Annotated in this window: 22 protein-coding genes; 9 read left to right on the top strand and 13 right to left on the bottom strand. The window is 59.7% G+C overall.

Features of this window, described 5'->3' with window-relative positions:
• Positions 1–14: 14 nt before the first annotated feature.
• The 4 genes from hflX to trkA all read right to left on the bottom strand — a co-directional run bounded on the left by hflX (position 15) and on the right by trkA (position 4,637).
• Positions 15–1,313, bottom strand: a complete 1,299-nt coding sequence (hflX, locus tag JNX03_RS04100; RefSeq protein WP_231024139.1) for a GTPase HflX — start codon at positions 1,311–1,313, stop codon at positions 15–17.
• Entirely contained in the window at positions 1,310–1,549 is a 240-nt protein-coding gene (hfq, locus tag JNX03_RS04095) for an RNA chaperone Hfq (protein ID WP_007119530.1), read from the bottom strand. The genes hflX and hfq overlap by 4 nt, the downstream gene beginning before the upstream one ends.
• Before the next feature lie 151 nt (positions 1,550–1,700).
• A complete protein-coding gene (locus JNX03_RS04090; RefSeq protein WP_231024138.1) occupies positions 1,701–3,239 on the bottom strand; it encodes a TrkH family potassium uptake protein in 1,539 nt (512 codons plus the stop codon).
• A gap of 21 nt (positions 3,240–3,260) precedes the next feature.
• Entirely contained in the window at positions 3,261–4,637 is a 1,377-nt protein-coding gene (gene trkA / locus JNX03_RS04085) for a Trk system potassium transporter TrkA (protein ID WP_203211168.1), read from the bottom strand.
• 98 nt (positions 4,638–4,735) lie between these two features.
• Here trkA and JNX03_RS04080 point away from each other — a divergent pair, with 98 nt between their 5' ends.
• Entirely contained in the window at positions 4,736–5,239 is a 504-nt protein-coding gene (locus JNX03_RS04080; protein WP_231024137.1) for a hypothetical protein, read from the top strand.
• An 89-nt stretch (positions 5,240–5,328) separates the two neighbouring features.
• On the opposite strand, the gene JNX03_RS04075 is transcribed toward JNX03_RS04080, so the two are convergent.
• From JNX03_RS04075 to dusB, 5 genes are all read right to left on the bottom strand, one after another.
• Positions 5,329–6,741, bottom strand: coding sequence for a sigma-54-dependent transcriptional regulator (locus JNX03_RS04075; protein WP_203211166.1), 1,413 nt, complete (start codon positions 6,739–6,741; stop codon positions 5,329–5,331).
• Positions 6,734–8,932 carry a sensor histidine kinase NtrY-like gene (locus JNX03_RS04070; protein WP_203212124.1) on the bottom strand — a complete coding sequence of 733 codons (2,199 nt, stop codon included), beginning with the start codon at positions 8,930–8,932 and terminating at the stop codon, positions 6,734–6,736. The genes JNX03_RS04075 and JNX03_RS04070 overlap by 8 nt, the downstream gene beginning before the upstream one ends.
• 155 nt (positions 8,933–9,087) lie before the next feature.
• Positions 9,088–10,461, bottom strand: a complete 1,374-nt coding sequence (locus tag JNX03_RS04065; protein ID WP_203211165.1) for a response regulator — start codon at positions 10,459–10,461, stop codon at positions 9,088–9,090.
• A 2-nt stretch (positions 10,462–10,463) separates the two neighbouring features.
• A complete protein-coding gene (locus tag JNX03_RS04060; protein ID WP_203211164.1) occupies positions 10,464–11,537 on the bottom strand; it encodes a two-component system sensor histidine kinase NtrB in 1,074 nt (357 codons plus the stop codon).
• Complete coding sequence (gene dusB / locus JNX03_RS04055; protein ID WP_203211163.1) at positions 11,534–12,520, bottom strand: tRNA dihydrouridine synthase DusB; 987 nt, start codon at positions 12,518–12,520, stop codon at positions 11,534–11,536. The genes JNX03_RS04060 and dusB overlap by 4 nt, the downstream gene beginning before the upstream one ends.
• Positions 12,521–12,698: 178 nt before the next feature.
• On the opposite strand from dusB, the gene JNX03_RS04050 reads away from it, so the two are divergent.
• The 4 genes from JNX03_RS04050 (at position 12,699) to JNX03_RS04035 (ending at position 16,115) form a co-directional block, all read left to right on the top strand.
• On the top strand, positions 12,699–13,829 hold the full coding sequence (locus JNX03_RS04050; protein ID WP_203211162.1) for a bifunctional 2-C-methyl-D-erythritol 4-phosphate cytidylyltransferase/2-C-methyl-D-erythritol 2,4-cyclodiphosphate synthase: 1,131 nt from the start codon (positions 12,699–12,701) through the stop codon (positions 13,827–13,829).
• A complete protein-coding gene (locus tag JNX03_RS04045) occupies positions 13,826–14,317 on the top strand; it encodes a phosphatidylglycerophosphatase A family protein (RefSeq protein WP_203211161.1) in 492 nt (163 codons plus the stop codon). The genes JNX03_RS04050 and JNX03_RS04045 overlap by 4 nt, the downstream gene beginning before the upstream one ends.
• Positions 14,318–14,797 (top strand): CinA family protein, encoded by a 480-nt coding sequence (locus JNX03_RS04040; RefSeq protein WP_203211160.1) that lies wholly within the window; start codon positions 14,318–14,320, stop codon positions 14,795–14,797.
• A gap of 136 nt (positions 14,798–14,933) precedes the next feature.
• Positions 14,934–16,115, top strand: coding sequence for an ammonium transporter (locus tag JNX03_RS04035; RefSeq protein WP_203211159.1), 1,182 nt, complete (start codon positions 14,934–14,936; stop codon positions 16,113–16,115).
• Here the strand turns inward: JNX03_RS04035 and JNX03_RS04030 are convergent.
• Positions 16,097–17,377: an MmgE/PrpD family protein gene (locus JNX03_RS04030; protein WP_203211158.1), complete on the bottom strand. Its 1,281-nt coding sequence runs from the start codon at positions 17,375–17,377 to the stop codon at positions 16,097–16,099. The two genes, JNX03_RS04035 and JNX03_RS04030, sit on opposite strands and share 19 nt — an antisense overlap.
• The gene (locus JNX03_RS04025) at positions 17,377–17,829 is read right to left on the bottom strand and encodes a type II toxin-antitoxin system RatA family toxin (protein WP_203211157.1); all 453 of its coding nucleotides are present in this window, start codon (positions 17,827–17,829) and stop codon (positions 17,377–17,379) included. Before JNX03_RS04025 ends, JNX03_RS04030 begins: the two co-directional genes overlap by 1 nt.
• Positions 17,830–17,896: 67 nt before the next feature.
• Here JNX03_RS04025 and hpt point away from each other — a divergent pair, with 67 nt between their 5' ends.
• The 4 genes from hpt (at position 17,897) to JNX03_RS04005 (ending at position 20,054) form a co-directional block, all read left to right on the top strand.
• Positions 17,897–18,433 (top strand): hypoxanthine phosphoribosyltransferase, encoded by a 537-nt coding sequence (gene hpt, locus JNX03_RS04020; RefSeq protein ID WP_203211156.1) that lies wholly within the window; start codon positions 17,897–17,899, stop codon positions 18,431–18,433.
• Positions 18,434–18,453: 20 nt separating this feature from the next.
• Positions 18,454–18,603: a hypothetical protein gene (locus JNX03_RS04015; protein ID WP_037907582.1), complete on the top strand. Its 150-nt coding sequence runs from the start codon at positions 18,454–18,456 to the stop codon at positions 18,601–18,603.
• An 80-nt stretch (positions 18,604–18,683) separates the two neighbouring features.
• Positions 18,684–19,160, top strand: coding sequence for a c-type cytochrome (locus JNX03_RS04010; protein ID WP_203211155.1), 477 nt, complete (start codon positions 18,684–18,686; stop codon positions 19,158–19,160).
• Between the two features lie 12 nt (positions 19,161–19,172).
• Positions 19,173–20,054: a c-type cytochrome gene (locus JNX03_RS04005; protein WP_430466377.1), complete on the top strand. Its 882-nt coding sequence runs from the start codon at positions 19,173–19,175 to the stop codon at positions 20,052–20,054.
• On the opposite strand, the gene lipA is transcribed toward JNX03_RS04005, so the two are convergent.
• Together lipA and JNX03_RS03995 are read right to left on the bottom strand one after the other, a co-directional pair.
• Entirely contained in the window at positions 20,051–21,004 is a 954-nt protein-coding gene (lipA, locus tag JNX03_RS04000) for a lipoyl synthase (RefSeq protein WP_203211153.1), read from the bottom strand. The two genes, JNX03_RS04005 and lipA, sit on opposite strands and share 4 nt — an antisense overlap.
• Positions 21,005–21,105: 101 nt before the next feature.
• Positions 21,106–21,561, bottom strand: a complete 456-nt coding sequence (locus tag JNX03_RS03995) for a hypothetical protein (protein ID WP_203211152.1) — start codon at positions 21,559–21,561, stop codon at positions 21,106–21,108.
• Positions 21,562–21,654: the final 93 nt, after the last annotated feature.

Below are 21,654 nucleotides of genomic sequence, written 5' to 3'. Positions count from 1 at the left end.
TCAAAATTCTTGGCTTACAAACGCTGAAACTGCGCCTCTTGTTGGGCTGACCAGCGCACGGTCATCTCGAACCCGTCCTCGGTCTGGCGCTCTTCTTGCACCACGTCCTGCGCAAAGAGCCACGCACGTTTCTTGCCTTCAGAAAAACCCAGCGTCAGGTCTGCATCGCGCACGGCCCCCTGCAATGCCTCGGCGATCACGGCCTGCAACGCGTCCAGCCCCTCGCCGGTGATGGCAGAGATCGCCAGAACGTTCTCATCCCGCTCGGCCCGCTGGCGCATGGCGTCGGCGGCCTCTGGCGTCAGTTGATCAATTTTGTTCCAGATCTCGAAGGTCCGCGTCTCCTCCGGCACCCCAAGAGAGGTCAGGATTTCAAGCACGTCGCGGGCCTGTTCCTCGGTCTCATCATGGGAAATATCGCGCACATGACAGATGATATCTGCGGCAAGCACCTCTTCAAGCGTCGCGCGGAAGGCCGCGACCAATTCGGTCGGCAGATCGCTGATGAAACCAACCGTGTCGCTGAGGATAATTTCCGGCCCGTCCGGCAGCACCAGAGACCGCATCGTGGGGTCCAGCGTGGCAAACAGCATGTCTTTCGCCATCACATCTGCGCCGGTCAACCGGTTGAAAAGCGTCGATTTTCCTGCGTTGGTATAGCCGACCAGCGCCACGATCGGATAAGGTACCTTGGCCCGTGCTGCGCGATGCAGCGCGCGGGTTTTCACGACCTTTTCAAGCTGGCGGCGCAGACGCACCAGTTGTTCGTCGATGGCGCGGCGGTCTGCCTCGATCTGGGTCTCACCGGGACCGCCCACAAAGCCCAGCCCGCCACGTTGGCGTTCCAGGTGGGTCCAGGCCCGCACCAGCCGCGTGCGCTGATAGTTCAGCGCGGCCATTTCGACCTGCAATACACCCTCGCGAGTCGCGGCGCGGTCGCTGAAAATCTCCAGAATGAGGCCGGTCCGGTCCAGCAGTTTCACACCCCAGGCCTTTTCCAGATTGCGCTGTTGCACCGGGCTGACCGGGCCGTCCACCAGCACCAGTTCAACCTCAGCAGCCTCAAGCTGGTCATGGACCTCCTTGATTTTGCCCGACCCAAACAGCATGCCAGCGCTGACCGTACGCAGCGGCACCACGTCGGCGCCCACCACCTCAAGTTGCGGCAAGGCACGCGCCAGCGACACCGCCTCTTCCAAGGCGGGTTTGGGATCACGGCGATCGGGATTGGACCGGATGTCCGGGTGCAGCACCCAAGCGCGGGTCACCCGCGGGCCATCCGTGTCGTCAATTTGAAATTGTGCGCGGCTCAAGACGCGTCTTCGCCCTCATAAAGGCTGATCGGCTGGCTCGGCATGATGGTCGAAATCGCATGTTTGTAGACAAGCTGGGACTGGCCATCGCGGCGCAGCAACACACAGAAATTGTCAAACCATGTGATGACGCCTTGCAGTTTCACACCGTTGATCAGGAAAATTGTAACCGGTACTTTGGTCTTGCGTACGTGGTTCAGGAACGCGTCCTGAAGGTTCTGTCTGTCTGACGCCATGGTTATTCTCGCTTTTTTTCTTGCTGGCGTCCACGCATGGACCCCCCCATTCGGAGCAGTATGAAGTGCGCCATGCGGAGATTCCAGCCCCATATCAGGGATTTTTGCCTATCTCGCGCCCTGCCGTGTCACGTGCGCCACAGGTGCAACGTCAGGTGCGCCACAAATCCGGTGTCAGAAGTGCAATTATCGCAAGGGTTTCCAGCCGCCCCAGAACCATCGCACCGCAGAGTACGGCCTTGGCTGTTAGGCTGAGTTCAATCAGGTGGATGGGCGTGTCCGTGGCATATTGCACCAGCGGGCCCGTGGTCGAAAGGCTGGCCACGGACAGCACCAAAGCGGCTTCAAACTTTGTGCCTGCCAAGGTCAAAAGCAGCGTGACCGCGGCCAGCGACAGGGCAAAGAGCATGAAAAAGATCCAGGCAATGAACGCGCCGTTGCTTTGCAGCCTGCGGCCTGACAGGCCTGCCCCGCTCACCGATGAGGGGTGCACAAGACGCTCCATCTCGCGGGTGCCGTTGCGGTAAAGGGCAAAGACCCGCAGCAGCTTGACGCCGCCTGCGGTCGTCGCCACGCCGCCGCCAATCAGGGCAAGCCCCATCAGGATCAGCCCCGGGGTGGCCAGCCCGGACCAGCTTTTGGCCTCCCCCCAGTGTTCAGAGACAAAGCCCGTGGTGGTCAGGAAGGACATCACCGTAAAGACCGCGCCCCAAAGCGCGTAGCCGGCTTGGGTCAGGTTTTCCATCGCCGCCACATCAAAGGCCCCCAGAAAATGTCGCCCGAACAGGATCAATGGCACTGCGATCACCACAAAGATGCCGATGCGGAATTCCGGATCAGTCAGCAATCCGCCCTGGGTTGCCGTCACCGTGTCTTTGGAGAAAGTCAGCCGCGACAGGGCAAACAGCATGAACAGCACCATAACCACCTCGCCCGTGAGGCCGGTCTGGGCCTGCTCCACACCGCCCACCGGCGAAATGCCCGAGGTCGCCATCACAGACATCGCATGGCAAAGCGCTGTCAACGGGGCGGCGCCTCCGGCCAGAAGCAGCAACCACAGCAGCAGCGTCAGACCGGCATAGATCGGCAGCAACGCCCGCGAGACCCTGAGCAGCCGCTCGCGCGGGTCAATCGGGGCCATGCGGCCGCTGGCTTCGGGGTCAATATGGCCCGGCTCGGCCTGTGCCGTGACCTCAAAACCGCCCAAATGCAGCGGCGCCAAAATCGCAGATGCGGCCACCCACATCAGCAAACCGCCCATCCAGCCAACCTGCGCCCGCCAAAGATGCAACGTCCCGCTGAGGCGGCCCGGATCGTCAAACATCGTCGCCCCGGTGGTGGTGATGGCGCTGACCATCTCAAAATAAGCATGCAGAAACCGCGTGGTGGGCAAGGCTTCGATAAAGGGCACGGCAAGCACCAGCGGTAGAAACACAAAGGCCGAGAACAGCGAGATCAGCGGCCCCAAGGCAGTGGAGCGCGCAGGCCGCCCGGACAAGGCCACTGCCAGCAGAACAAAGACCACCGTGCCCAGCAGCCCTGCGTAAAAGAATGCCCGAGAGGCTGCGTGATCATTGACCACCAGCCCATGCAGGGCCGGCACAATCATCGAAACCGAGGCCGCCCCGAACAACAACAGGAACAGCGGCAGTTTCACGAGTTCAGCACGGATGTAGCTTTGACGGCGCAAGGGCGTTCTGTCCTTTTGCGGTTAGAAAAAGTCGATGGAAACCTGCATCAGCTGCTCGACCTGTGGCACGTCCTTGGCCAATGTAAACAGGACAATCACATCCCCCTCGTCGATGCGGGTGCTGCCTTTGGGGCGGATCACCTCGTCGCCCTTGCGGACCATGCCCATCAGAACACCTTCGGGAAAATCAATCTCACTGACCAGCTGGCCCGCCATGGGCGATGTGGACAACACTTCGGCCTCGATCACCTCTGCTTCGGCATCGCCAATGGAATAGACCGCCCGCACCCGGCCATGTCGGATGTGGCGCAGGATCGAACTGACCGTCGTGGCGCGGGGGTTGATATAGGCGTCAATACCCAGTGGCGTCATCAGCGGCACCAGCGTCGGATCGTTGATCAGGGCAATCACGTAATGGCACCCCTCCGCCTTGGCCCGCACACAGGCCAGCATGTTGGTTTTGTCGTCATCTGTGACCGCCAGCATGGCGTCGGCACGGGCAATCCCCGCCTCGGCCAACAGGGCCGCATCCAGACCATCACCATTCAGAACAATGGTGCGCTCCAAAGCTTCGGCGGCCTTTTCAGCGCAGCGGCGGCTTTTCTCGATGATCTTGGTGCGAATACGCCGCGCGTCGGATTCCAGGTGCTGCGCCACGGTCAGGCCCACGTTGCCACCGCCCACCAGAACAACCCGTTCCTGCTTGGAGGTTTTTTTACCAAAGATTTCCATCGTGCGCGGAATGTCGTCGCGGTGGCAGAAAAGATAACAATCGTCCCCGACAAAAAGCTGGTCCTTGGATTCAGGGGCAAAGAGCGTGCCATCGCGGCGCACACCGACCACAACGGCCCGCAGGGTTGAAAAAAGGTCCGTCAACTGACGCAGAGGCGTGTTCACCACCGGGCAATCGGCATCCAGAGTGATGCCCAGCAGATGCGCCTTGCCGTCCATGAACACCTCTGTGTCAAAGGCAGCCGGGGCCGAAAGGCGCAACAGCGCGGCATTGGCAACTTCTTTTTCGGGGCTGATCACCACATCGATGGGCATATGATCGCGTCGGTAGAGATCGGAATAGATCGCATCCAGATAGGATTGGCTGCGCAGGCGGGCAATCTTGCGGTTGATCCCAAAAACCGAGTGGGCCACCTGACAGGTCACCATGTTGACCTCATCGGAATGGGTGGCGGCGATGATCATCTCGGCGTCGCGGGCGCCGGCCCGGTCAAGCACATCGGGATAGCTTGCAAAACCTGCAATGCCCTGCACATCGAGCGTATCCGTGGCGCGGCGCACCAGATCGGCGTTGTTGTCGACAACGGTCACATCATTGCGCTCGCCGCTCAGATGGCGGGCGATTTGCCAGCCCACCTGCCCTGCACCACAAATGATCACTTTCATGATGGCGTCCTCACGCTGTTTGTGCGGCCCAAAGGCTGCACGGTCTGATGTCGGTTAGAGGGCATGACAGCGCCCAAAGCAAGGGTCAAGCGATTGTCATGACGCGCGGTCCGGTGCAAACTGATGCCATGCAACAGAAAATCACCCTTCTTGTGATTGCGCTGGCCACCGTGACCGCCTGTGCGCCGCTGAACACCTATTACCGCACCGGCGTCAGCGTTGACCGGCTCAACCGCGACACCACGGCCTGTGAGGTAAAGGCGCTGCGCGATGTGCCGGCATCGGTTCAGGTGCGGCGCACCCCCCCGGAGTTTGTACCAGCCTACAAACGCTGCGATTCTGCGGGGAATTGCACCATTGTGCCCGGGTATGTGATTCCCGGTGAAACCATCACATTTGATCCCAATGACGGGCTGCGCAAGCGGGTGGAGGGGCAATGTATGGCCGACAAGGGCTATGCGCCCGTTTCGATCCCGCCCTGTCCGGACCATGTGGCCAAGGCCGCGACTGTGGGCAAAACGCGCACCTTGCCGACGCTGACGCCAAAGTCCTGTGTGATCCGCAACCGCGATGGAAGTTTTCAGATTGTTGCACGCGGGTAAGCGACCAGAAACCTAAGCGCTTGGGGCGGATCGGCGGGGGGCCAGCCCCCCGCACCCCCGGAGTATTCAGGGCCAGAAAGGGAGAAGAATCAGCCCTCTGCCTCGCTTTCCTCATCCACATGGGCCACGCGCACGCCGGATTTGGCGGAGGTGACCACCCCGAGCGATTTGAGTTTGCGGTGCAAGGCGGAGCGCTCCATGCCGACAAAATTGGCCGTCCGCGAAATATTGCCGCCAAACCGGTTGATCTGTGTCAGAAGATATTCGCGTTCGAACGCCTCGCGGGCCTCGCGCAGCGGCAGGGTTGCCAGAGCGCCGGAGAGCACAACGCGGCCGTCATCCTCGCCCTTGTCCTCTTCTCCGGGCAGTTCGCGGGCCTCGATCGGTCCGGTGCCGTCGCCAAGGATCAACACCCGTTCCACAAGGTTTTTCAACTGGCGCACGTTGCCCGGCCAGACCATCGTTTGCATCAGGGCAATGGCGTCATCGGACAGACTGCGCAAAGGAAGACCTTGGGTGGCGTTGCATTCGGCAATGAAATGATCTGCCAGAAGCGGGATGTCCTCGCGGCGCTCTTCGAGGGATGGCACGGCAATCGGCACCACGTTGAGGCGGTGATAAAGCTCCTCGCGGAAGGTTTCATCGCGGATGGCGGCGGTCAGATCGCGGTTGGTGCTGGAGATCACCCGCAGATCCACCCGCAATTTGTCATTCCCGCCAACGCGGGTAAATTGCTGGTCCACCAGGACCCGCAGAATTTTCGACTGGGTGCCCAGCGGCATATCCGCGACCTCGTCAAAATAGATCACGCCGCCATGGGCCTGTTCGAGCAACCCCGGCTCGATCCCGCGATCACCACCTTCTCGGCCAAAAAGCATTTCTTCCATCCGGTCAGGCTCGACGCCCGCGCAATTGACAGTGACAAACGGTGCCGAGGCGCGGTTGGAATGGGCATGGATATAGCGCGCGGCAATCTCCTTGCCCGACCCGGCGGGGCCGGTCAGCATGACCCGGCCGTTGGATTTGGTCACTTTATCAAGCTGACCGATCAACGCGCGATAAGCCGCTGAGTTGCCAAGCATTTCCGCGCTGGAGACATCGCGCTTCTTGAGCGTGAGATTCTCGCGGCGCAGGCGTGAGGTTTCCATGGCACGGCGGATCACGACCAGCAACTGATCGATATTGAACGGCTTTTCGATAAAGTCGTAAGCGCCCTGTTTGATCGCCGCGACCGCGATCTCGATATTGCCATGGCCGGAGATGATCACCACCGGCACATCGGGGTAATCCCGTTTCACCGCCTTGAGGATGTCAATGCCGTCCATCTGGCTGTCCTTGAGCCAGATATCGAGGATCATCAGCGCCGGTGGCTCTGATGTGATCTCCTTCATCGCATCGTCGGAATTCCCGGCCAGGCGGGTGGCAAACCCTTCGTCAATCAGGATGTCCGAGATCAATTCGCGGATATCGCGTTCGTCGTCTACAATCAGAATGTCACTCATGCGTTGTCTCCATTCTATTCTCATTACTGTCACTTGATGGCGCGATGGGCAGGGAAATGACCGCCATTGCGCCAAAATGGGTTTGCCCGTCAAATACTGGCGCGTTTTCGAGGGTTAATGTGCCGCCGTGTTCTTCAATAATTTTTTTAACGATGGGCAGGCCAAGGCCGGTGCCTTCACTGCGGGTGGTCACGTAGGGTTCAAACAGGCGGGCGCGATCTTCGGGCAGGCCGATCCCGTTGTCCGCAATGGTCAGGCGAGCGGTGTTGTCGGTGCAGGTCAAGGTCACTTCGATTCTTGGGGCAAGATCATCCTGCGTGCCTTTTTTGGATAAGGATTCAATGGCTTCTCCGGCATTCTTAATCAGGTTGGTCAGGGCTTGTGAGATCATCGTCGCATCGATCTGCGCCACCACCGGCCTATCAGGCAGGTCTGAGACGATCTTGACTTCCGGCTGGCCAGCCTGCTGCAAGAACACCGCGTCGCGCACCAGTTGCGTCAGATCCTGATCGGAGGTTTCCGGCTCGGGCATGCGGGCGAATTTGCTGAACTCATCCACGATCCGGCGCAGATCGCCGGTCTGGCGGATGATCACCCCTGTCATCTGTTCCAATGTGTCGCTGTCCTCGCCCAGTTTGGGGGCAAACTTGCGCCGGATGCGTTCGGCGCTGAGCTGGATCGGGGTCAGCGGGTTCTTGATCTCATGGGCAATGCGCCGCGCGACATCGCCCCAGGCGGCCATCCGCTGGGCGCTGACCAGATCGGTCACATCGTCAAAGGCCACCACATAGCCCTCCAGACGCCCATCATCAGACCGTCGCGGGGCCATGCGCACCAACAGGTTTTCCTGCGTCCCCTGCCGCGAGACCTTGACCTCGCCCTGAACGGCGGTCCCGCCGCCAGAGGTAAGGGTCTCGAACAACGGGCCGAATTCAGGGACAGCAACGGCCAACGCCAGCGATTGCTGATCCTCATGCCAATCCAGAAGCCGCTTGGCGGAACGGTTCACAAAGGCCACGCGCCCTTCGGGATCAAGGCCCACGACACCGGAAGTGACAGAACTGAGCACGGAATCAAACAACCGGCGGCGGCGTTCAATCTGGCGTGTGTTGTCGAGCAGGGTTTCACGCTGACCGCTGAGCTGGCGGGTCATCTGGTTGAAATACCGCCCCAGCATCGCGATTTCGTCATCGCCTTCTTCTTCGCGCACCTGAACGGACAGATCGCCAGCGCCGACCTGCTGCGCCGCCCCCGTGAGCCGCCCGACAGGTCCAGACAGACGCTCGGCAAACCACAGGCCAAGCCAGACCGCCGCCAGGATCAGAATCACCGCAAAGCCCAGATAAACAAGGGCAAACTCAAACAACAGCCGCCCGCGATCCGCTTCGAGTTGTTGATAGAGGCGGACGGTTTCCTTGGTTTCATCAAGCAGCGACAGGATCTCGCCATCAACTTCGCGGCTGACGTAGAGATAGCGATCGACAAAGCTTTCCATTGGCACGAGCGCGCGAAATTCGTTGTTCGTCCAATCCTCAATGATCAGCACACCATCGGCGCTGGCGGTCTCTATCTGGGCGAGGTCTGGTTGTTCATAATCAAACAGATAGGACCGGTTGCCACGGGCGCGAATTTGGGCTGTTCCATCAATAAGATAGGCTTCGCGCAGACCTCTTTGAATTTGCCGCTGGCCTTCGCCCAGAAGGGCGCTGTCGCTGAGGTTGATGCCTTTCTTGCGGGCGTTGTCGATGCTGCGGGCGAGCGTGCGGGCATCCGCGATCAGGTCTTCGCGTTGTTCGGTTTCATAGGCCTGCGCGGCGGCCAGCGAATTGCCAACCACACTGCGCACCCGGTCCGAAAACCATCCCTCGAGTCCCACATTCACCGTCAGACCAGCAAAGACCGCGACACTGACCGTGGGGATCAGGGCCATCAGGGCAAACACCCCGGTGAGGCGCAGGTGCAAACGCGATCCGGCGGATTTGGCCCGCCGCGCCGCGATCAGACGGGCGACTTGTGACAGAACCAGCGCGGCGACCAGCAGGACATACACCAGATCGGTCAGCAGGATGAGGCGCAGCCCAAAGGTATTGGCGCCCTGCCCCAATGGACCCAACGCCAGATAGGTTGCCATCGCCAGAACCGGGCCCAACACAACCAAGGACAAGGTTGCAAGGTTGCGCACACGGCGCATCCGCCGGAATCGCCCCAGCCTGTCCAATGTGAAACTGCGTGACCGGGTTGCCACCCGTTGCCCTCACTCATGATGTGGTGCGCATCGGCACCAACCGCCATATTTTGTGGTCCTGATCCGGCGTGATACCCGATGGCCACGGTTATGTGGCGGTTTTACATCATTTTGCGGCCCCGTGTCACCTCTATATCGAGGTCGGTGATTTTCTTGCGCAATGTATTTCGGTTGATGCCCAGCAGATCGGCGCATTTTGCCTGATTTCCGGCGGTCGCACCAAGGGCAATTTCGATCAACGGTGCTTCAACTTCGCGCAGGATCCGCGCATAGAGGCCGGGCGGCGGCAACATATTTCCGTGTTGATCGAAATAGCGGCGCAGATGCCGTTCCACGCTGGCGCCCAGTCGTTCGGTGCTGGCATGGGCCCGTAAGGGCTCGCTTGTGGGCTGGGCGCCAAGCACTTGTTCAGCCTCCGTCTGGCTGACCTCACTGGCGCGGCTGGTCAGGGCAAGCTGCCGCATCGCATGTTCCAGTTGACGCACATTGCCGGGCCAGGCGTAGTTGGACAACACCTTAGCGGCGGCATCGGACAATTGGCGCAGAACCCCCAGACCGCTGTCTTCGGCCTGTTTCAGGAAATGGTCGGCCAAGAGCGGGATGTCTTCGACGCGGTCGCGCAGGGTTGGCACGTGCAAGGTCGCACCGGACAGGCGATAATAAAGATCGCGGCGCAATTTGCCCTCTTTCATCGCGGCGGCCAGATCCGATTGGCTGGTGGCCAGAAACCGCGGGCTGTATTCGCCCGGCGCATCCATCATCCGCGAAATACGCGCCTGCACCTCGGGTGGGATATCGGCGATCTCGTCAATCAACAACGTGCCGCCGCGCACCTTGGCCAGCAGCCGTGCAGGAGCGTCAATATCCACCAACTCGGTGCCCGTGACCGTGACAAAGGGCAAGTTGCGACGATCAGAGAAGTCATGGATAGCCTTTCCGATCAAAGACTTACCCGTGCCGCTTTCCCCCCAGATCAGAACCGGCAAATCGGTGTTCATCACCCGCGCCACCAGCCGGTAAAGCGCCTGCATCACCGGGGTTCGGCCAATCAGCGGCAGATCATCACGGTCTTCTTCCGGCGCTTTGCTGGCGGTTGCCCGTGGGGCTGCGCCGCCTTTCTCCAGCGCCCGCGCCGTGCGCTTCATCAGATCAGGCAGATCAAAGGGTTTGGGCAGGTAGTCAAACGCCTCGGCCTCTGCGGCCTTGATCGCGGTCATGATGGTGTTTTGCGCCGAGATCACGATCACCGGCAATCCGGGCCTGTCCGCCGATATTTTGGGCAGCATTTCCAAACCGTTGCCATCCGGCATCGCCACATCCGTGATCACCACATCGCCTTTGCCCTCTCCGACCCAGCGCATCAGCGTGGTCAGGCTTGAGGTGGCATGAACCTTGCAACCCGCCCGCGTCAGGGCTTGCGTCAAGACCGTGCGGATTGTGCGATCGTCATCGGCGACCAATACCGTGCCATCCATGGTTATTCCTCTTCTTTCTGTGCGGCTGCGCGGGGCAGTGAGATGCGGAATACCGTCTGCCCGGGCACCGAAGTTACCGAAATCCAGCCGTCATGTTCGGAAATGATCTTGCTGACCAAAGCAAGGCCCAGCCCGGTGCCGTTTTCACGGCCCGAGACAAAGGGATCAAAGACATCGCCCTTGATGTGATCCGGAAGGCCCGGACCGTCATCGATGATCTCGATTTGCAGCGGCAGCGCCTGACCGGTGCCATCGGCGCGGCGCAGACGGAATGAATGTTCGAAGTAGCTGCGCAGACGGATGGTGCCGCCGCCCTCTCCGGCGGCTTCGGAGGCGTTTTTGAGAAGGTTCAGAACCACTTGCAGCAGTTGGTCCTTATCGCCAAGTGCCATGGGCAATGAAGGGTCGTAGTCTTCGATGATTTTCATCTGGGCGCCAAAGCCCAGCAAGGCAGAGCGCCGCGCGCGGTCCAGCACGTCATGCAGGTTCACCGCCTGCCGTTGCGGCGGGTTGAGGTTTCCGAACTGTTCAACCTGTTCCAGCAATTTTACGATCCGGCGGCTTTCCGCGACGATCAGATCGGTCAGCTCCAGCTCATCTGCGGGCAGGTTCATTGACAGAAGCTGCGCTGCGCCGGTGATCCCGGCCAGCGGGTTCTTGATCTCATGGGCCAGCATTTCGGCCATGCCAATCGCCGATTTGGCGGCGGATTTCACAGAGTGGTTCTGGGTCATCCGCCCGGCCAGTTCACGCGGCGAGATCATCATCAGCATATGCCCCTCCGCCCCGCTGAGCGGTGCGATCTGCAGGGCCGATTGCAAAGGCGCCCGCTGGCCGGACCCCACATCGACGTCATTGACAAACAGTGGCGTGCCACTGGCGCGTGCGCGGTCAAAGGCATCCTCCAGCGGGTCATTGACCGCGATAATGTCCCACACCGGCACGCCGATCACCGATTTTGCCGAAAGGTTCAAAAAACCCTCGGCGGCGGGATTGATATCTTCGATGCTGTCGTCTGGCTCAATCAGAATGGCCGGAACGGGCAATGATACCCAGATGTTGCGATCATGGCTCATGCCGCCTGTGCCCCCGCGCCAAGTTGCATGGCCTGACGGATCAAACCTTTGGTTTGTTTCGGGTCTTTCCTGGTTAACACGTCGCGGCGCAGGGCGTTCGGCGTGGCGCAGGTGTCCATATACCAGCCCAGGTGTTTGCGGGCGACGCGCCCACCCAGATCAGCACCATAAAACCGAAGCATCTCATCGTAGTGTTCTTCTACCATCGCGGCAAAGGCATCACCCAAGGGAATGTCAGGCGCCGGCGTGCCAAAAAGCGCATGACTGATCTCGGCCAACACCCAAGGCCGCCCCTGCGCACCGCGTCCGATCATCACCCCATCCGCACCGGATTGATCCAACGCCTGTTTTGCCGCATTGGCGCTGGTGATGTCGCCATTGGCCACCACCGGAATATCAACCGCCTCGCGCACCGCGCGGATCGCCTGCCAATCGGCGCTGCCTTTGTAAAACTGGCACCGGGTGCGCCCGTGAATGGTGATCATCTTAATGCCCGCACTCTCGGCGCGGCGGGCAATATCCGGGGCATTGAGCATCTGATCATCCCAACCCAGACGGGTTTTCAGGGTGACAGGCACATTGACGGCCTCCACCACCGCCTCAATCAGGCGCAGCGCGTGATCTGGTGTTTTCATCAGGGCCGAACCGGAGGCGCCTTGCGTTACCTTTTTCGCAGGGCATCCCATGTTGATATCGATCAGCCGCGCGCCCTGTGCTTCGATCATGCGGGCGGCCTCCGCCATGGGCGCAGCCTCGCGGCCGGCGATCTGGACAGATGTGCCTTCGACCCCCAGCCCCAGTTCCGCCTTTTCACGGGTGCCGGGGCGGCGCGACAGCAGTTCCTGGCTGGCGACCATTTCTGACACAACAAGACCCGCGCCAAAGCGTGCCACCAAGGTCCGGTAGGGCAAATCGGTGATTCCAGCCATCGGAGCGAGGAAAACCGGCGGGTTGAGATCTATGGGCCAGACCGGCGGGCGCATGTGCTTAATCCTTGTGCAGTTGTGACGGGTTTAGCGGTAACCCCACGGTTACTCAATTAAAACAGATAGATTTTCGTTGGGTCACGCGCCTATTTGCCTAAATTTTGTGCAACAAGGTGAATGATTGCCTGTACCGCTGCCATTGCCTAGACAGGAGCATGAAACAGCGGACATGCCTATGACCATCACTGCTCTTATCGTTGCCGCAGGTCGCGGCACCCGCGTTGGCGGGGCGCTGCCAAAGCAGTGGCAGCCGCTTGGCGCCGCGCGGGTGATCGACCACACGATCGCGGCCTTCGCCCGCCATCCGAAGATTGACCAGATTGCCGTTGTGCTGCATCCCGATGATCTGCATCTGGCGCAGAGTTTTGACGTGCCGGGGCTGATCGTGGGCGCGGGAGGCGCGGACCGGGCGGCATCGGTGCGCAATGGATTGGCGATGCTGCCCGAAGCCGGTCAGGTGCTGATCCATGATGCCGCAAGACCCTGTGTTTCAGCACAGGTGATTGATGATGTGCTTTCCGCCTTGACCGAGACCCGCGCCGCCGCACCCGGTCTGGCCGTCACAGATGCCCTGTGGCGCGGCACGGATCATCATGTAACCGGCCCGCAGGACCGCGCCGGCCTTTTTGCCGCGCAGACACCACAAGGGTTTGATCTGGCGGTGATCAAACAGGCCCATGCCGCCTATCAGGGCCCTGCCGCCGATGATGTGGAGGTCGCCCGCGCCTATGGTATTCCCGTGCGGATCACACCCGGCGATCCCGACAACATCAAGATCACAACCGCAGGCGATTTTGCCCGTGCGGGGCGCATATTGGAGAACGCGATGGACATTCGTACCGGCAACGGCTTTGACGTGCATGCCTTTGGACCCGGCAATAATGTAATGCTATGCGGGGTGAAAATCCCGCATGATCATGGGCTTGTGGGGCATTCTGATGCGGATGTCGGACTGCATACAGTGACCGATGCGATCTATGGCGCCTTGGCGATGGGCGACATTGGCCAACATTTTCCGCCCTCAGATCCACAGTGGAAAGGCGCAGAAAGCCATGTGTTCCTGCGCCATGCGGCCGGATTGGCCCGCGAGATGGGCTTTGTGCTGACCCATGTGGATTGTACGCTGATTTGCGAACATCCGAAAGTCGGGCCGCACGCGGCAGAGATGCGTAAAGTCATGGCAGATATCCTTGAAATTGACGTGAGCCGCGTGTCAGTCAAAGCCACCACGTCAGAACGCCTTGGCTTTACCGGTCGGGGCGAAGGGGTCGCGTGCATGGCCACAGCAACATTGGTGAAATCATGACACTTGCAAAACTGATTGGCACATTCATGGGGGTCGGATACATCCGCCCTGCCCCCGGCACATGGGGATCGCTGGCCGCACTGCCCTATGGTTGGCTTTTGCACGTTATTGGCGGCTTGCCCTTGCTGCTGATCGGGATCGCCGTTGGCTTTCTCAAGGGGTGGTGGGCCACGGCGCAGATGACCAAGGGCAGCGATGATCATGACCCTTCCGAGATTGTCGTGGACGAGGTCATCGGCCAATGGATCGCGCTGATCCCGCTGAGCTACGCGGCGGGCTCTTTGGGGATCAGCATTCTGAACATGTGGCCGGGCTGGATTGCAGCCTTTGCGCTGTTCCGGCTGTTTGATATCACCAAGCCTTGGATCATCGGCTGGGCGGACCGGCGCGGTGATGCCTTAGGGGTGATGCTGGATGATGTGATCGCGGGCGTTTTCGCGGCCATCGGTGTGATGGTGCTGGCGGCTCTGTTTCATGGCGTGATGTAAATGAGTATCGCCGCTGAACTCCTTGTATTATCATCAAAAAAGCAGGTCATGCTCAGCTGCGCAGAAAGCTGTACGGGGGGCATGGTCGCGGCCGCGCTAACCGATCTGCCGGGGTCATCGGCGATGTTTGACCGGGGCTTTGTCACCTATACCAATCAAGCCAAAATGGATCTGCTGGGTGTGCCGGAACAGGTGCTGGCTGATTTTGGAGCGGTCTCCGAACCCGTGGCCGCCGCCATGGCAGAGGGCGCGTTAAACGGCTCTGAGGCTGCGCTGGCGGTGTCAATCACCGGCATTGCCGGCCCTGGTGGATCAGAGCACAAGCCAGAAGGCCGTGTGTGTTTTGGCGTGGCGCATCAGGGTGGCACCCGGACCCAAACCGTTGAATTCGGCGCCCTTGGCCGTCATGCCGTAAGGATGGCTGCACGGGATCATGCCTTGGCGCTATTTCTTGAAGAACTTCAAAAACTGCCCGAATAATGGGCAAAAGGCCAGACGGGGCGCCCAAATGCGCGTCATCTTGCAGAACTGCCCCTAAAATCGGCGGCGAACGCTGTTCTGCGCGGCAGGGCTGCGCAATCTGCGGGCAGAGCTGAAATTTCTGTTGGAGAGCCCGATGAACGCCGCTGATTCTGCGTGGATCATGACCGCCACCGCCCTCGTTTTGTTTATGACCCTGCCGGGGCTGGCCCTGTTTTATGGCGGGCTTGTCCGATCCCGCAATGTGCTAAGCGTGTTTATGCATTGTTATGCCATTGCCTGTCTGATGTCGGTGCTTTGGTTTTTTGTCGGCTATTCCATTGCCTTTGGCCCGGGTGAAAGCGGGCTTTGGGGCGGTCTGGCCAAGGTGGGTCTGGCCGGTATCACCGCAGACAGCCTTTCTGGCACCCTGCCCGAGATCTTGTTCTTTGCCTTTCAGATGACCTTTGCCATCATCACACCGGCGCTGATTGTGGGCGCCTATGTCGAACGTATCGGTTTTGGCTTTATGCTTTTGTTTTCCGCGCTTTGGATGCTGATCTGCTATGCGCCTGTGGTGCATTGGGTATGGGGCGGCGGCATGCTGGCCGATGGCGGCATCTTTGGCGAGACCGGGGTCAAGGACTTTGCTGGCGGGATTGTGGTTCATGAAACCGCAGGTCTGGCCGCATTGATCCTTGCCGTGGTGCTGGGGCCACGGAAAAACCAGACAACACCGCCGCACAATCCTGGCATGGTGATGATTGGCGCGGCGATGCTTTGGGTCGGGTGGTTCGGTTTCAACGGTGGTTCGCAACTGGCCGCAGATGGCGGCGCGGCGATGGCGATCACAGTCACGCATATCTCCGCGGCAACGGCCTCCCTGTCCTGGGCGCTGTGGGAGCGGATCAAGTTCGGCAAAGCCTCCTTGGTCGGCATTGTCACAGGCACCATCGCGGGCCTTGCCTCAATCACACCGGCGTCCGGGTTTGTCGGGCCATGGGCGGCGCTGCTGATCGGTGCAGTGGCCGGGATTCTATGCCAAGAAGCAGTTGTCCTGATCCGCAACCGCGTGAAAATTGACGACACATTGGATGTCTTTGCCGTGCACGGCGTTGGCGGGATCTTTGGGACGATCATGATTGCTGCCTTGGGGGCGGGCTCTTGGGCGGCGCAGCTGGGATCTCTGGTGATTGTCGGGGTGTTCACCACAGTTGTGACGCTGGTGCTGATCTATGTCTGCAAGGCGGTCCTGCCGATCCGTGTTGACTTGGAAACTGAAACCAATGGTCTGGATCTCAGTGTTCATGGCGAACGCGCCTACGACATCACAAGTTGATCACTGAGCGCGCGCAGGTCATCGCCCTGCGCCGCCTCCCACAAAGAAGCGCCGCGGTCCTGCCCGAGCAGGTCCGCGGTTTTTCGTTGCAGCTTCGCGCTGCGGTCCTCAAAGGACATCGGCGCCATCAGATCATGGCGCAGCCGCCGCATGCCGCCGCCGACCAGGCTGACGGAAATCTCTGTTTGGGTCTCGCTCAGACGGTCTTCTTCGCTGACCTTTATTTTGGACCTAAGATCAACCACTTGCGGTTCTTTGGTGATCTCGTCCGTAAAATTTGAAATAGCGCCAGTGGCATGGCCTATCAGCGCCATCGCGGCAGTCTGGGCATAGCTGAACTTGGCCGCGAGACCCGTCGTCGGTTCCGCGATGTTGCACACCGACATCCAGCGCGGATGGGTGCGGATATGCACCGATGCGATTTGATCGGGGTCAATCTCAGCGGTGCTGAGCGCCTCAAGCATCGCATGAAGCCCGTGACAGCAAGCGTGAAATTTGTGGCTTATACTGAGCAGGTGCCAAGTGCCTTTGCCCGGCTTGATCTCTGCCGCCTCGCCGTGATGGGTGGCACCAAAACCAAGCGGTCCGGCCAATCCGTCCTGCGCGGCGGTCATACCCCCCTGCGCCCAAAGTGCGGCCTCAACCCCGCTGCGGGCCGCCAATCCGGCGTTGAGCGGTTTGGCCATGGTGCCGAACTGCGCCTTAATCCCGGAGGCCATGCTCGCACAAAGGCCAAGCGCATGGCGCAGCTCTTCTTTGTCCAGCCCAAGCAGCCGTGCAGCCCCCATGGTGGCCCCGAAAGCACCCGCCGTTGCGGTCTGGTGGTAGCCGATCTGGTAATGAGCGCGGCCCAGCCAAATCCCTGTTAAGATAGAGCTTTCCACCCCAACTGCCGCGGCATCCACCGCCACGTCCAGCGGTGCACCAACGTCCTCAGCCAGGGCAATGACCGCAGGCAAAACCGCCACGGAGGGATGGCCGATATGGGCAAAATGTGTGTCGTCGTAATCCAGCGCATGGCTGAGCGTGCCGTTGATCAATGCAGCAGTGGCCGCAGGCGCGTGACCCCCGCCAAGAACCGTACTTTGACCTGTGGCCATCCGTTTTTGCATCTTCACAAAATCGGCGAACTCAGGCTCCCGCGCACCGGCAATCCCGCAGGCGGCCCAATCAAACAGCGACAGACGCATCATGGCCACTGCATCTTCTGGCACGGCCGCTTTTCTAAACTTCAACAATTGATCCGTGATGGTTTTGTCCATCAGCCTTGCGCCCCGTAAAGCGCCTCTGCCCGTTGTTCAAACGCCCGCACAACCCGTTGCATTGCCTCGTTAAACACCACGCCAATGATCTTTTGCAGGATCGCATTGCGAAACTCGAAATCAACGTGAAACTGCACCGCACAACCGCCCGGCACATCCTCGAATTTCCAATTGGAATGCATGTGCTTGAACGGTCCATCCAGATATTCCGTGTCAATTCTATGCTGGTCAGGCCACAGCACGACACGGCTGGTGAATCGCTCACGGAACACTTTGAAGCTGATCACCAGATCGGCGTCCATCACCCAATGATCGCCTCGATCCTCGTTGGACCGGATCCGTGCAGCGGCGGTCCAGGGCAGGAATTCGGGATATTTCGCCACATCTGCCACCAGATTGTACATCTGCTGGGCGCTGTAGGGCAATTGGCGGGTTTCAGAATGGGTTGGCATTGCTATCCGGGTCTTGTCACGTTAGCCCTATGTCTCTGCTTGAGGCTGTAAATTCAAGGGCGAAGCCATGACAGATCGTCGCTATGTGATTGATGAAATGATCTCTGCCAAATCCATCGCGGCGCGGATTGAGGATTTGTGCAAGGAAATCCAGCAAGAGTTTAAAGGCACCGACAAACTGGTGGTTGTAGGGCTGCTGCGCGGATCTTTTGTGTTTATCGCCGATTTGGTGCGTGAACTGGATCTGCCGATCGAGGTCGATTTTCTGGAAGCCTCCAGCTATGGTGACGGCATGGAAAGCAGCAGAGAAGTGCGCATTCTCAAAGACTTGCGCGGCGCAATTGAAGGGCGCGATGTGCTTGTCGTTGAAGATATTGTTGACACCGGTCACACGCTTCATCACGTCACTGCCCTGCTGAAATCGCGTGAGCCGGGGCGGCTGAAGTCGATTGCCCTGCTCGACAAACCCAGCCGCCGCGAGGTCGATCTCAAGGCGGATTGGACCGGCTTTGAAATTCCGGATGAATTTGTTGTCGGCTACGGCATTGATTTTGCCCAACGCAACAGGAACCTGCCGTTCATCGGCAAAGTGCGGTTCGTGTGAACCCAAATTGGCTGTTTCGCATGTCCAGGTGGGCACGCAATCCGCCCTCGGCCAAGCGGGTCAAACTGGTATTCGGCATTATCGCCCTGGCCTTTGTGATCTGGGGCATTGAATGGCTGGGCTACTGGCCGGATTGGGCGACGGCAGAGCGTATTCCACGGAAGTTCTAGAAAAATACATCTGATCACAAAAACTTTAGACACGCCAGACGGGTGCTGTGTTAGGCTCATAGCGTATTAGGGAGGACACCATGAAATCGCTTAAGAAACAAACACTTGTTCTGACTTTGAGCGGCGCATTGATCGCCACCGCAGGATATGCTGCCAGCCATGCGGCCACATCCAGCAACAAGGCGGTTGCCGCACGGCACGCCCAGATGCAGATGATCGGCTATCACACTGGCGTTCTGGGCGCGATTGCCAAGGGTGAGGCCGAATTTGATGCTGCCACGGTTAAGGCCGCCGCCGGTAATCTTCATGCCTTGGCCAAGATGGATGGCTCCACGCTTTGGCTGGAAGGTACCGCGCAGGGCGAAGTGGACGGCTCGCGCGCCAAGGCGGAAATCTGGACAGATGCGGCAGGGTTTGCGGCGAAGTTTGCTGATCTAGAAAAGGCCAGCATGGACATGATGAACGCAGGTGATGCCGCTGCGGTTGGCGCTGGCATGGGGGCAATTGGCGGCGCATGCAAGGCGTGCCACGAGACCTATCGCGGCCCGAAAAACTGATCCTTGGGCGTTTTGGTCAAAATCCTAGGGGCCTGCGCCGTGATCGGCGCGGGTCTGGGCTGGTTCCTCACCGCGCCTGATCCGCTTGACCCCGCGTTTGGCGCAGGTTTGACGGCCGATCCCGAGGCCGGCGCCTTGGTGTTTGCAGCAGGCGGTTGTGTCTCTTGCCATGCGGCGCCGGGCGCAGAAGGTGATGAGAAACAAGTGCTTGCTGGCGGTTTGCCCTTTGCCAGCGATTTTGGCACCTTCTATGCCCCCAATATTTCGCCCGATCCGAATGCCGGCATTGGCGCGTGGTCCCTGCCCGGTTTTGCCCGCGCTGTGATGCGTGGCGTATCTCCCGAGGGACAGCATTATTATCCTGCCTTTCCCTACGCGGCCTACCAGCACATGCAGGATCAGGACGTTGTGAACCTTTTTGCCTATATGCAAACGCTGCCTGCCGATCCGACGCCCAGCAAGGCGCATGATGTGGGCTTTCCGTTCAGCATCCGGCGGTCTTTGGGCGGATGGAAGTTGTTGTTTATGAAAGAGGATTTCGTGCTATCTGGGAATCACTCACCAGAGGTCATGCGCGGGCGTTACCTGGCAGAAGGCTTGGCTCATTGCGCCGAATGCCACACGCCACGCAACGCCTTGGGCGGTTTGGACCGGTCGCAATGGCTGGCGGGCGCGCCCAATCCCTCGGGCAAGGGTCGCATTCCCAACATCACACCGGGCAAGCTTGACTGGTCCGAAAGTGATCTGGTCGCCTATTTCACAACCGGTTTCACCCCGGATTATGACAGCGCGGGCGGCGAGATGGCCGAAGTGGTCAGCAATCTGGCGCAATTGCCGCAGAGCGACCGCGAAGCGATCGCGGCCTATCTCAAAGCCGTACCAGCGATCCCTTAAGCTTTGGCCAGCTTTGCATTCCGGGCATCGCGCAGCTTCGCAAAATCGTCACCTGCGTGATAGCTTGACCGCGTGAGCGGCGTGGCTGACACCATCAGGAAGCCCTTGCCATAGGCCGCTTTTTCATAGGCGGCAAATTCATCGGGATGGACAAAACGATCCACGCGGTGATGTTTGGGGGTCGGCTGCAAATATTGACCGATGGTCAGAAAATCAATGTCGGCGGCGCGCATGTCTTCCATCACCTGAATGACTGACTGGCGGTCTTCCCCAAGGCCCACCATGATGCCCGATTTGGTGAACATCGAAGGGTCCATTTCCTTGACCCGCTGCAATAGGCGCAGCGAATGGAAGTACCGTGCGCCGGGGCGCACTTCGGGATAGAGGCCCGGCACGGTTTCAAGGTTGTGATTGAACACGTCGGGGCGTGCCTCGACCACCTGTTCCAGCACTTTGGGATCGCAGCGGATAAAATCCGGTGTGAGGATCTCGATTGTGGTGCCGGGGCTGCGATGGCGCACCGCGCGGATGGTCTGGGCGAAGTGTTCGGCGCCGCCATCCTCGATATCGTCCCGGTCCACGGAGGTGATCACCACGTGATTGAGGCCCAGTTTCGCCACGGCATCGGCCACCCGTCCGGGCTCAAAGCTATCCAGCGCCTCGGGCGGCTTACCGGTCGCGATGTTGCAGAAGGTACAGGCGCGTGTGCACACTTCGCCCATGATCATCATCGTGGCGTGACCTTGCGACCAGCATTCACCTACGTTCGGGCAACCTGCCTCTTCGCAGACCGTCACCAGCTTGTTGTCGCGCATGATCTTTGCGGTGTCGGCATATCCCTTGCCGCCCGGTGCCTTGACCCTGATCCAGGCCGGCTTCTTGGGCTGGGCATTGTCAGGCTTGCGCGCTTTTTCGGGGTGGCGCTGTTCAGGTATCTTCAGATCACGCATGATGTCCTCCGGGCATTTTGCTTTATGTAACAGAAAATCTGGCGTGCAAAACCCCACCCGCTGCAAGGCAGCCATGCATCCGGCGCGTCATCATCGCCCAGCTATTGCCACCAACGCGGCCCCACTCGGCGGCGCAGCCAGCCGCCAGCAGACCAATGATCGCGGGCAATCATCAGCAAAAGCGCAATGAACGCGCCCATCACAGCCAGATCAATCACCTGATTGCGGTGGATCGGAAATCCCTTGTCGTTGAGGGCAAAAGGATCAAAGAACCCCTCCCAACGGCGGGTGATGGTGTAGAAATGCATCACGGCCAATGCACCATAGCTGGCAAAACGAAAGATCCCGAGCGCTGCAAGAAGGCACAGAAGAATTTGCACTGATCCGGCCAGATAGATCTGGCTGATCTCCACCGTCACGCCGTCAAAATGTTTGGCAAGCTGTTGATATTGCTTGGGGGTGATCAGTTTATGCGCAGCCCAAAGAAACATGAACCACGCCAGCCCAAGGCGCAGAACCAACAGTGCGGCGGCGTCGCGCCGGTCTTGAGATGTCATGATCGTTGCCCCGCCCGATTATGGTTGCGGCCCCTACCCTACAAAGCTGCACAGATTTGGGAAATCACAATAGGTAATGTCGCGCCATATAGG

The sequence above is a fragment of the Sulfitobacter mediterraneus genome, assembly GCF_016801775.1.
Lineage (GTDB): Bacteria > Pseudomonadota > Alphaproteobacteria > Rhodobacterales > Rhodobacteraceae > Sulfitobacter > Sulfitobacter mediterraneus_A.
Note: the sequence above shows the minus strand (reverse complement) of the source record. Positions and strands in the feature narration are given on the sequence as shown.

Excerpts from the sequence above, each read along its gene's own strand:
- hfq (WP_007119530.1), bottom strand. The coding sequence starts at position 1,549 with ATGGCGTCAGACAGACAGAACCTTCAGGACGCGTTCCTGAACCACGTA.
- trkA (WP_203211168.1), bottom strand. The coding sequence starts at position 4,637 with ATGAAAGTGATCATTTGTGGTGCAGGGCAGGTGGGCTGGCAAATCGCC.
- JNX03_RS04080 (WP_231024137.1), top strand. The coding sequence starts at position 4,736 with ATGACGCGCGGTCCGGTGCAAACTGATGCCATGCAACAGAAAATCACC.
- JNX03_RS04075 (WP_203211166.1), bottom strand. The coding sequence starts at position 6,741 with ATGAGTGACATTCTGATTGTAGACGACGAACGCGATATCCGCGAATTG.
- JNX03_RS04070 (WP_203212124.1), bottom strand. The coding sequence starts at position 8,932 with ATGCGCCGTGTGCGCAACCTTGCAACCTTGTCCTTGGTTGTGTTGGGC.
- JNX03_RS04065 (WP_203211165.1), bottom strand. The coding sequence starts at position 10,461 with ATGGATGGCACGGTATTGGTCGCCGATGACGATCGCACAATCCGCACG.
- JNX03_RS04060 (WP_203211164.1), bottom strand. The coding sequence starts at position 11,537 with ATGAGCCATGATCGCAACATCTGGGTATCATTGCCCGTTCCGGCCATT.
- dusB (WP_203211163.1), bottom strand. The coding sequence starts at position 12,520 with ATGCGCCCGCCGGTCTGGCCCATAGATCTCAACCCGCCGGTTTTCCTC.
- JNX03_RS04050 (WP_203211162.1), top strand. The coding sequence starts at position 12,699 with ATGACCATCACTGCTCTTATCGTTGCCGCAGGTCGCGGCACCCGCGTT.
- JNX03_RS04045 (WP_203211161.1), top strand. The coding sequence starts at position 13,826 with ATGACACTTGCAAAACTGATTGGCACATTCATGGGGGTCGGATACATC.
- JNX03_RS04040 (WP_203211160.1), top strand. The coding sequence starts at position 14,318 with ATGAGTATCGCCGCTGAACTCCTTGTATTATCATCAAAAAAGCAGGTC.
- JNX03_RS04035 (WP_203211159.1), top strand. The coding sequence starts at position 14,934 with ATGAACGCCGCTGATTCTGCGTGGATCATGACCGCCACCGCCCTCGTT.
- JNX03_RS04030 (WP_203211158.1), bottom strand. The coding sequence starts at position 17,377 with ATGGACAAAACCATCACGGATCAATTGTTGAAGTTTAGAAAAGCGGCC.
- JNX03_RS04025 (WP_203211157.1), bottom strand. The coding sequence starts at position 17,829 with ATGCCAACCCATTCTGAAACCCGCCAATTGCCCTACAGCGCCCAGCAG.
- hpt (WP_203211156.1), top strand. The coding sequence starts at position 17,897 with ATGACAGATCGTCGCTATGTGATTGATGAAATGATCTCTGCCAAATCC.
- JNX03_RS04015 (WP_037907582.1), top strand. The coding sequence starts at position 18,454 with ATGTCCAGGTGGGCACGCAATCCGCCCTCGGCCAAGCGGGTCAAACTG.
- JNX03_RS04010 (WP_203211155.1), top strand. The coding sequence starts at position 18,684 with ATGAAATCGCTTAAGAAACAAACACTTGTTCTGACTTTGAGCGGCGCA.
- lipA (WP_203211153.1), bottom strand. The coding sequence starts at position 21,004 with ATGCGTGATCTGAAGATACCTGAACAGCGCCACCCCGAAAAAGCGCGC.
- JNX03_RS03995 (WP_203211152.1), bottom strand. The coding sequence starts at position 21,561 with ATGACATCTCAAGACCGGCGCGACGCCGCCGCACTGTTGGTTCTGCGC.